The organism is Curtobacterium oceanosedimentum (assembly GCF_020297365.1).
GTDB lineage: Bacteria > Actinomycetota > Actinomycetes > Actinomycetales > Microbacteriaceae > Curtobacterium.
The window spans coordinates 104,442-113,727 of sequence record NZ_JAIXIG010000009.1; the positions used below are offsets into that span (position 1 = coordinate 104,442).

A 9,286-nucleotide genomic window follows, 5' to 3' on the forward strand; every position below is an offset into this window, starting at 1 on the left:
CGGTCAGCGCTCCGACGTCACCGCATCGGCGACGGCCCGGGCGACCTCGGTGGCGTCGAGGACACTAGCTGCCGAACCAGATCGGCACGAGGATGCTCAGCACCCCCGCGAAGGGGATGACTCCCACGGCCGCCGACAGGGCAGCGAAGCAGATGGCCGGTGTCCTGGCCTCCAACCCTCGGAGGCGCACTGCTGCGACGAACGCACCGACCGCGAACGGGAACGTCCCGAGGACGGCGTACAGCGGCCACGACAACGGCGCCCACGACTCGGCGCTCTCCCCCACGGCATCGACGGAGACGATCATGCCCGCGACGAAGAGTCCGATCTCGACGACCGGCGGCAGGGCGATCGCCACGTCCCGCGCCACCCGCTGCCTCGTGCGCCCCCGCTGCCCCATGCCGCGACGATAGCGAACGGTGCTGCGCGACGGGCGGGCTCCCCGCGTTCCACCAAGCGACCGTGCCAGGGTCGATGCGTGCAGAACTCCACCACCGTCGTCATCGCCGGCTGCGGCGACCTCGGGGCCGAGGCCGGTCTCCGCTTCACCGGACAGGGCCACCGCGTGATCGGCCTCCGCCGCCGGGCCGAGCTGGTGCCCGCTCCGATCACCGGCCGGAGCGTCGACCTGCGCCGCGAGGTCCCGGAGATCCCCGCGGACACGAGTGTCGTCGTGGTGGCCTTCGCCGCCGGCAGCCGCGACGTCGACGAGTACCGCGCCACCTACGTCGACGGCCTGCGCAACGTGCTCGACGGCATCGACGCGTCCGACGCCGACCCGCGACTGCTCGTCGTGTCCTCGACCGCGGTCTACGACGTCGCCGACGGCAGCGAGGTCACCGAGGCGACCCCGGCGCACGGTGCGACCCCGACCGCCGAGGTCCTGGTCGAGGCCGAGGCCCTGCTGCGCGAGCGGGCTCCCGGCGCCGTGCTCGTCCGGCTGTCGGGTGTGTACGGCCCCGGTCGCGAGCGGCTCATCGAGCAGGTCCGCTCGGGGTCGGCGCGCCTGGCACCCGGCACGTCACCGCACACCAACCGGATCCACCGCGACGACGCCGCAGCCGCGCTCGTGCACCTGGCGGCCCTGCCGGACCCGGCGCCGCTCTACCTGGGCACCGACGACGAGCCGAGCCGGCTGGACGACGTGCTGCGGTTCCTGGCCGACGAACTCCACGTCGCCGAGCCGTCGAAGGGCGACGGTGACGCGCGGCAGGCCGGGGGCGACAAGCGCCTGTCGAACGCGCTGCTGCGGGCGACCGGGTGGACGCCGCAGTATCCGACATTCCGCGAGGGCTACCGCGCCGTGCTGGCCGGCGAGGGCACCCGGCACCCCTGACGCCCCCGACACCCGCCCGCTCGTGCACCCCTTCTGCGACACGACACCACACGATCACGCGGTGTCGTGTCGCAGAAGGGGTGTCGTCTCGCAGAAGGGTGCGGACGAACGCGAACCGCGAACGCCGCGAAGCGCTCAGTGCCCGCGGTGGTCCTGGATCGTCAGGCGCGGGCCGAACGCCGGCTTGCGGAACCCCGAACCACCGATCAACCGCACGACGCGCTCCCGGTGCCCGCGCCAGGGTTCGAGCAGCTCGAGCATGCCGTCGTCGTCGACCGGCGCCCCGGTGAGCGCCCACCCGACCAGTGCCGGCACGTGGAAGTCCCCCACGCTCGGCGAGTCCGGGTCGCCGTGGGAACGCTGGGCCGTCTCGGCGGCGGTCCACCGACCGACCCCGGGAATCGACTGCAGTGCGGCCGACACGGCATCCCCGCCACGGCCGTGCGCCAGGGTGCGTTCGAGCGCCGGCGCGAGCTTGACCGCGCGCATCACGGTGGCCGAACGACCGGGCTCCAGGCCGGCGCGGTGCCACTCCCAGCTCGGGATCCGCGCCCACGTCGCGGCGTCCGGCGGGACCATCATGCCCGCGGGGGCGGGACCGGGAGCGGGTGTGCCGTGGCGGCGCAGCAGGTACCGCCACGCGCCCCACGCCTGCCGCGAGGTGACCTTCTGCTCCATGATCGCCGGGACGAGCATCGCGACGACGGTGTTCGTGCGGAGCAGCCGGAGCCCGGGCTGCCGGTGCCGCGCCGCCGCCAGGAACGCGTGCCCGGAGACGTCGAACCCGTCCTGGTCGTCACCACGGCCGAGCAGTTCCGGAGCGTGCGCCACCGCCCACGACGCCCCGTCACCCCACGCCGAGACGGCGACGGCGTCGCCCGTCCGACGGACCGCCACGGACGCGGGACCCTGGGGCGTGCGCAGCGCGAGCCACACGACGCCGCCGACCACCTGGTAGGCCGGGTCGCCGGAGCCGCGCTGCAGGGGCCGCAGGGTCGACGCGACGTCCACCGCGCCTCCAGGCCGGTACACCGTGTCGACGCGCGACGCGTCGTCGACGCGACCGGAGGCGGAGACGGGCGGAGCGAGGGACACACCGGGATGGTAATGCGCAACCACCGTCAGTCATGATGGGCGTGTCCCACGAAACCGACGACGGAGCACCCATGCGCATCGGCATCCTGACCTCCGGAGGCGACTGCCCCGGTCTCAACGCGGTCATCCGCGCGATCGTCCTGAAGGGCATCGCGATCTACGGACACGACTTCGTCGGGTTCCGCGACGGCTGGCGCGGGGTCGTCGACGGCGACATCGTCCCACTCGGGCGCAAGGACATCCAGGGCATCGCGAAGCAGGGCGGCACGATCCTCGGCACCAGTCGCACGAACCCGTTCGAGGGCCCGAACGGCGGGGTCGAGAACATCGAGCGGATGCTCGAGAAGCACGGCATCGACGCCATCGTCGCGATCGGCGGCGAGGGCACGCTGGCCGCCGCGAAGCGCCTGACCGACGCCGGACTGAAGATCGTGGGGGTGCCGAAGACGGTCGACAACGACCTGGGTGCGACGGACTACACGTTCGGCTTCGACACGGCCGTCGCCATCGCGACCGAGGCCATGGACCGCCTGCGCACCACCGGTGAGTCGCACTCGCGCTGCATGGTGGCCGAGGTGATGGGGCGGCACGTGGGCTGGATCGCCCTGCACTCCGGCATGGCGGCCGGTGCGCACGCGATCCTCATCCCGGAGCAGAAGACGAGCATGGAGCAGATCGCGAAGTGGGTGCGTGCCGCCTACGACCGCGGCCGTGCGCCGCTCGTGGTGGTGGCCGAGGGCTTCGTGCCCGACCACGAGGACACCGCGCACACCGAGCGCGGCCTGGACGCCTTCGGGCGTCCGCGCCTGGGCGGCATCGGCGAGCGCCTCGCGCCGCTCATCGAGGAGATGACGGGCATCGAGACGCGCGCCACCACGCTCGGTCACATCCAGCGCGGCGGCACCCCGACGGCGTACGACCGGGTGCTGTCGACCCGTCTCGGCCTGGCCGCCATCGACTCCGTGGTGGAGGAGCGCTGGGGCCGGATGGTCGCGCTGCGCGGGACCGACATCGAGCACGTGTCCTTCGAGGAGGCGCTCGGCGAGCTGAAGACCGTGCCGCAGGCCCGGTTCGACGAAGCCGCCATCATGTTCGGCTGAGTCCGCAGCGCGGTCGCGACCCGTCCGGGAGGCACGGGGTAGCGTCCGGCGCATGACCCGCGCCGTGCTCGTGTCCCGTTCCGCCCCGCCCACCGTCACCGACGTCGACCTGCCCGAGCCCGCCGCGGGCGAGGTCCTGGTCGACGTGACGTACTCGAGCGTCAACTACAAGGACGGCCTCGCGCTGGCCGGTGCGCCCGGGGTGGCCCGGATCGACCCGCTCGTGCCGGGCATCGACGTCGTCGGGACGGTGTCGGGGCTCGGCCCCGGTGTGCACGACGTGGCGATCGGTGACCGGGTCGTGCTGACCGGCGCCGGGCTCGGCGAGACGCGGCACGGCGGCTGGGCGACGCAGGCGGTGGTGCCGACCGCGCCGCTCGTGGTGCTGCCGGAGACGATCGACGACTCGTTCGCGGCCGCCATCGGCACCGCGGGGTTCACCGCGATGCTCAGCGTGCTGGCGCTCGAGCGCTTCGTCGCACCGGGTGACGGTCCGGTGCTCGTGACCGGCGCCTCCGGTGGCGTCGGGACCGTGGCGACCGCCCTGCTGGCGGCCCGCGGCTACCGGGTGACGGCGTCGACGGGCCGGACGTCGAACACGGCCTCGCTCCGGCGTCTGGGTGCCACCGACGTCGTCGACCGTGCCACCCTGGCCGACCCGGGCAAGCCGATGCAGCGGGCGACCTGGGCCGGGGCGGTGGACAGCGTCGGCGGGGCGACCCTGGCGAACGTGCTGGCGTCGACCCGGTGGGGTGGAGCGGTGACCGCGTGCGGGCTGGCGCAGGACTCGGCGCTGCCGACGACCGTGCTGCCGTTCATCCTGCGGTCGGTGTCCCTGCTCGGGATCGACTCGGTCGACGCCCCGGCCGACCTGCGTCGGCGGGCGTGGGACCGTCTGGCGACGGACCTCGACGCGGGTCTGCTGGCCGACGTGACGCGGACGGTCACCCCGGAGCAGGCCATCGCCGTCGGCGCCGAGGTCGTCGCGGGGCGCGTGCACGGTCGGACGGTCGTCGCCGTGGCGCGTTGAATAGCAAACGTTTGCATATCGGCACGTTAGGATTTCGGCTGTCCGTACCGCCCCCGGAGGAGATGACATGCCGGTCCCCAAGTCCACCGTGGAGAGCTCTCCCCGGAAGCTCCTGCGCGATGTCGTCTACGACAAGATGCTCGCGGCTCTGCGGGACGGCACGCTGCAGCACGGCGAGCGCCTGAACGACGACGAGCTGGTGCAGTGGCTGCGTGTGAGTCGCACCCCCATCCGCGAGGCGATCGCCAAGCTCGTCGACATCGGACTGGTCGAGATGGAGGCGAACCGGTACACCCGCGTCGCCACCCCCACCTTCGACGACTGGGTGACCGCGACCCGTGCGATGGTCGGCTTCTTCGAGCTCAGCCTGCGCTGGGGCGTCCCCGAGTACGAAGACCAGGACGTCCGTGACCTGCAGAAGCTGCTCGACCGCGCCGACGGGCTGCGCAAGGTGCGCGACCTGGGCTTCAGCGGTGCCGTGACCGAGATCATCGAGTTCGCCGTGGCGCACTCCGGCAACCCGCTCGTGCAGAACGCCGCCGTGGGTGCGATCGAACGCGTGCGCTTCACGCTCAACCCGACGCCCGCGTTCGAGGAGTACGGCTCCGAGGCGTTCTTCTCGATCCTCCGCGAGGCCCTCGAGGAGCGCGACGGCGAGACGGCGGCCGAGGCCGGTCGCGCGCTGACCCGCAACTTCGAGCAGCACATCGAGTCGGTCCGCGCCGCCCGCAGCTGACCTGCGGGCAGGATGGACGGGTGACCGACGTCCTGATCCACGCCACCGGCCTGCGCGTCACGCGTTCCGGCCGCGACCTGCTGCACGACATCGACCTGACCGTCCGCAGCGGTGAGCACTGGGCCCTGCTCGGTCCGAACGGTGCCGGCAAGTCGACGTTGCTCGCCGTCCTCGGTGCGACGGGACACCCCACCGCGGGCACGGTCGAGCTGCTCGGGCGTCGGCTCGGGCGGACCGACGTGCGCGAGCTCCGCGAACACATCGGACACGTCGACCCCCGCCACCGGATGCTCTCGCCGCTCACGGTGCTCGAGACGGTGCTCACCGGGCTGACCGGCACCACCGACCTGATGATGCGGTGGGAGCCGTCCGCCCAGCAGGTCGCGCTGGCCGAGCAGCACATCGCCGACGTCGGGCTCGCCGCCCGGCGGGACGCCCGGTGGCCGGTGCTGTCCCAGGGCGAGCGGGGTCGCGCGCTCATCGCCCGGGCATTGATGTCCGAGCCGCGGCTGCTGCTGCTCGACGAGCCGGCCACCGGCCTCGACGTCGCCGCACGGGAACACCTGCTCGAGACCGTCGACGCGCTGCGGCACCGCCACCCGGACATGGGCAGCGTCATGGTGACGCACCACCTGGAGGACCTGCCGGCGTCGACGTCGCACGCGATGCTGTTGCGCGACGGCACCGCCGTGGCACAGGGCACCTCGGACGAGGTCATCACGTCGTCGGCGGTCTCGCACGCCTTCGACTTCCCGCTGGCGATCCTGCGATCCGAGGGCCGATGGGCAGCGCGCCGCGCCGCCTGAGCCGTGCTTGAATGGCCGTTCAGCGTCTGCGGCCCGTGTCGGGGAGGGACCCCGGCACCGCACCCCGGTGTCGCGCCGCGGACCGTCACCAGGGGGAACCATGACGAACACGCCGCCGCCCTACCCGGGATCCGGACCGCAGCCCGAGGGCGGGCAGCCCGGAGCCGGGCAGCCCGACGGTCAGCCGCACGGGCAGCAGCCGTACGCCCAGCAGCAGGCCCCGGGGCAGCCGCCGTACGCCCAGTCGCCCACGGCGCAGCCCGGTCAGCCGCCGTACGCGCAGGCCGCACCGGCCGCTGCGCCGTACGCCCCGCCGCCCAAGCAGGCACGCGGCCGGCGCATCCTCGTCTCGCTCCTCGGTGTCGTCGTCGCCGTCGTCGTGGCGTTCCTCGTCCGGCAGGGGCTCAACGCCGCCTTCGCCGACTCCACCGAGGAGACCGTGTCGAAGGCCGTCGAGCAGATCCGCGACCAGAGCAACCTGCCGAAGCAGGTCGACTCCGTCACCACGTGGACCGCGATCGAGGCCGAGGGCGCCGCGATCCACTACGACTACACGGTGTCGTCCGACGTCGACCCCGCCGCGATCACCGAGGACGTCATCCGCGACGCGGTCGGTCCGAACCTGTGCTCGAACGACGACACCAAGAAGCTGCTCGACGACGACGTGGACATGCGGTACACCTACGCGTTCGAGGGCTCGTCGAAGACGGTCGACACCACCTTCACCAAGGCCGACTGCTCCTGACACGCGACTGCCCGACCCCCTCGGGGGCCGGGCAGGCACTCGTGGAGGGCTCGGGCGTCAGGCCGTCGCGGCGGCTGCGGCCTTCGCGGCGGCGGGCAGGGCGTCGAGGATCCGTCCGACCGCCCGGTCGTCGTGCGCAGCCGTGACGAACCAGGCCTCGAACACGCTCGGCGGCAACGTGACGCCGGCGTCGAGCATGGCGTGGAAGAACGGCGCGTAGCGGAACACGTCCTGCGCCCGCACGTCGTCGTAGTTCCGCGGCGCGGTCTCCGAGAACGCGAACGAGAACAGGTTGCCCGCGTGCTGCACCGTGTGGGCGACGCCCTCGGCCGACAGCGCCTCGCTCGTCGCGGTGGCGATCGTCGATGCGGTGCGGTCCAGGTGCGCGTACACCTCGGGCGTCGCGGCCCGGAGCGTGGCGGTGCCCGCGGCGACGGCCAGCGGGTTCCCGGACAGCGTGCCCGCCTGGTACACCGGGCCGAGCGGGGCGAGGAAGTCCATGACCTCGCGCCGACCGCCGAGCGCGGCGAGGGGCATGCCACCGCCGATGACCTTGCCGAAGGTGATCAGGTCGGGCTTCCACCCGGCGCCGTCGGGGACGACCTTCGACGCCTCGAGTCCCCACCAGCCGGCCGCACCGACGCGGAACCCGGTCAGGACCTCGTCGACGATGAGCAGCGCGCCGTGCGACTGCGTGATCTGCGCCAGCGCCCGGTTGAACCCGCGCTCCGGCGCGAGCACGCCCATGTTCGCGGCGGCCGACTCGACGATCACGGCGGCGATGCGCTCGGAGTGCTCGTCGAAGGCGCGGCGCACGGCGTCGAGGTCGTTGTACGGCAGCACGAGGGTCTGCGCGGCGGTCTCGGCGGTGATGCCCGCGCTACCAGGCATGGCCAGCGTCGCGACACCGGATCCGGCCTCGGCCAGCAGGGAGTCGGAGTGGCCGTGGTAGTGCCCGGCGAACTTCACCAGCAGGTTGCGGCCGGTGTAGCCACGGGCCAGGCGGATGGCGGTCATCGTGGCCTCGGTGCCGGTCGACACCATGCGGAGCTTCTCGATGGGGCCGTCGCCGTCCACCGACACCCGCTGCTTCACGAGTTCGGCGAGCTCGGTCTCACCCGGGGTCGACGCCCCGAAGGACAGCCCGCGCGCGGCGGCCTGCTGCACGGCCTCGACGGTGCCGGGGTGGGCGTGCCCGAGGATCGCGGGACCCCACGAGGCGACGAGGTCGACGTACTCACGGCCCTCGGCGTCGGTGACGTACGCGCCCTTCGCCGACACCAGGAAGCGCGGGGTGCCGCCGACCGATCCGTACGCGCGGACCGGGGAGTTGACGCCGCCGGGGATCGCGTTCTTGGCGCGGCCGAACAGCTGGTCGTTCGTGGTCATTCGGGGGCCTTCCCGGTCGATGCGATGCCGGCGACGGCGGCGGTGGTGCCCGAGGTGCGGAGGCCCGCTTCCTCGTTGAGCTTCCGCGCGATGTCGACGGCGAAGTAGGTCAGGATCGCGTCGGCACCGGCACGCTTGATGCCGACGAGCGACTCCATCGCGGCGGCGTCGCGGTCGATCCAGCCGTTCTGGGCGGCGCCGGTGATCATCGCGTACTCGCCGGAGATCTGGTACGCCCAGACCGGCACCGGCGAGGTCGCCGCGGTCTCGGCGAGCACGTCGAGGTAGCTCATCGCGGGCTTCACCATGACGATGTCGGCACCCTCGTCGACGTCGAGTGCGACCTCGCGGAGCCCCTGTCGACCGTTCGCGGCGTCGATCTGGTACGTCCGGCGGTCACCGACGAGCGAGGACGACACGGCCTCGCGGAAGGGCCCGTAGAACGCCGACGCGTACTTCGCCGCGTAGGCGAGCAGCGCGGTGCCGCTGTGCCCGGCGGCGTCGAGGGCGTCCCGCGCGGCGGCGATCTGGCCGTCCATCATGCCGCTCAGGCAGACGAGCTCTGCCCCGGCCTCGGCCTGGGCCACCGCCATGTCGCGGTAGCGCAGCAGGGTGGCGTCGTTGTCGACCGAGCCGTCCGACGCCAGGACCCCGCAGTGCCCGTGGTCGGTGAACTCGTCGAGGCACAGGTCGGACTGCACGACGAGCGCGTCGCCGACCTCTTCCTTCGCCACGCGGATGGCCACGTTGAGGATGCCGTCCGGGTCGGTCGCGCCCGAGCCCGTGGCGTCCTTCGTGGTCGGGACGCCGAACAGGTTGACGCCGCCGATGCCGACCTCTGCGGCCGACACGAGCGCTCGTCGGAACGAGTCGAGCGAGTGCTGCTGCACGCCCGGCATGCTCGAGATGTCGACGGCGTCGGTCGCGCCCTCGCGGATGAACATCGGCAGCACGAGCTCGGCGGGGTGGAGCCGGGTCTCGGCCACGAGCCGTCGCATCGCGGGGGTGGCACGGAGTCGACGGGGGCGGACCTGGGGGAAACGGCCGGT

General features: G+C 73.0%; 10 protein-coding genes. 6 read left to right on the plus strand and 4 right to left on the minus strand.

Translation table 11 applies throughout. The features are described from left to right. Nucleotides 1–64 precede the first annotated feature (64 nt). A complete protein-coding gene (locus LEL83_RS06105; protein ID WP_225558140.1) occupies nucleotides 65–400 on the minus strand; it encodes a hypothetical protein in 336 nt (111 codons plus the stop codon). 78 nt (nucleotides 401–478) lie between these two features. Between LEL83_RS06105 and LEL83_RS06110 the strand changes: the two genes are divergently transcribed. Continuing rightward, nucleotides 479–1,336: an NAD-dependent epimerase/dehydratase family protein gene (locus LEL83_RS06110; RefSeq protein WP_225558141.1), complete on the plus strand. Its 858-nt coding sequence runs from the start codon at nucleotides 479–481 to the stop codon at nucleotides 1,334–1,336. 135 nt (nucleotides 1,337–1,471) lie between these two features. On the opposite strand, the gene LEL83_RS06115 is transcribed toward LEL83_RS06110, so the two are convergent. Continuing rightward, a complete protein-coding gene (locus tag LEL83_RS06115; protein ID WP_225558142.1) occupies nucleotides 1,472–2,431 on the minus strand; it encodes a DNA-3-methyladenine glycosylase family protein in 960 nt (319 codons plus the stop codon). A gap of 71 nt (nucleotides 2,432–2,502) precedes the next feature. Here LEL83_RS06115 and LEL83_RS06120 point away from each other — a divergent pair, with 71 nt between their 5' ends. The 5 genes from LEL83_RS06120 to LEL83_RS06140 all read left to right on the plus strand — a co-directional run bounded on the left by LEL83_RS06120 (nucleotide 2,503) and on the right by LEL83_RS06140 (nucleotide 6,848). Continuing rightward, nucleotides 2,503–3,531 (plus strand): 6-phosphofructokinase, encoded by a 1,029-nt coding sequence (locus LEL83_RS06120; RefSeq protein WP_198657289.1) that lies wholly within the window; start codon nucleotides 2,503–2,505, stop codon nucleotides 3,529–3,531. Nucleotides 3,532–3,583: 52 nt separating this feature from the next. Continuing rightward, on the plus strand, nucleotides 3,584–4,561 hold the full coding sequence (locus tag LEL83_RS06125; RefSeq protein ID WP_225558143.1) for an acrylyl-CoA reductase family protein: 978 nt from the start codon (nucleotides 3,584–3,586) through the stop codon (nucleotides 4,559–4,561). Between the two features lie 67 nt (nucleotides 4,562–4,628). After that, a complete protein-coding gene (locus LEL83_RS06130) occupies nucleotides 4,629–5,297 on the plus strand; it encodes a GntR family transcriptional regulator (protein WP_225558144.1) in 669 nt (222 codons plus the stop codon). A 20-nt stretch (nucleotides 5,298–5,317) separates the two neighbouring features. Beyond that, entirely contained in the window at nucleotides 5,318–6,103 is a 786-nt protein-coding gene (locus LEL83_RS06135) for an ABC transporter ATP-binding protein (RefSeq protein WP_225558145.1), read from the plus strand. A gap of 100 nt (nucleotides 6,104–6,203) precedes the next feature. Then, complete coding sequence (locus LEL83_RS06140; RefSeq protein WP_225558146.1) at nucleotides 6,204–6,848, plus strand: hypothetical protein; 645 nt, start codon at nucleotides 6,204–6,206, stop codon at nucleotides 6,846–6,848. Nucleotides 6,849–6,905: 57 nt separating this feature from the next. On the opposite strand, the gene hemL is transcribed toward LEL83_RS06140, so the two are convergent. Beyond that, nucleotides 6,906–8,237 (minus strand): glutamate-1-semialdehyde 2,1-aminomutase, encoded by a 1,332-nt coding sequence (gene hemL / locus LEL83_RS06145; RefSeq protein ID WP_225558147.1) that lies wholly within the window; start codon nucleotides 8,235–8,237, stop codon nucleotides 6,906–6,908. Continuing rightward, on the minus strand, nucleotides 8,234–9,286 hold a 1,053-nt coding region (gene hemB / locus LEL83_RS06150), incomplete at its 5' end, for a porphobilinogen synthase (protein WP_225558148.1). The genes hemB and hemL, both read right to left, overlap by 4 nt.

Coding starts and splice junctions, on each gene's coding strand:
- LEL83_RS06125 (WP_225558143.1), top strand. CDS start 3,584: ATGACCCGCGCCGTGCTCGTGTCCCGTTCCGCCCCGCCCACCGTCACC.
- hemL (WP_225558147.1), bottom strand. CDS start 8,237: ATGACCACGAACGACCAGCTGTTCGGCCGCGCCAAGAACGCGATCCCC.
- LEL83_RS06105 (WP_225558140.1), bottom strand. CDS start 400: ATGGGGCAGCGGGGGCGCACGAGGCAGCGGGTGGCGCGGGACGTGGCG.
- LEL83_RS06130 (WP_225558144.1), top strand. CDS start 4,629: ATGCCGGTCCCCAAGTCCACCGTGGAGAGCTCTCCCCGGAAGCTCCTG.
- LEL83_RS06140 (WP_225558146.1), top strand. CDS start 6,204: ATGACGAACACGCCGCCGCCCTACCCGGGATCCGGACCGCAGCCCGAG.
- LEL83_RS06120 (WP_198657289.1), top strand. CDS start 2,503: ATGCGCATCGGCATCCTGACCTCCGGAGGCGACTGCCCCGGTCTCAAC.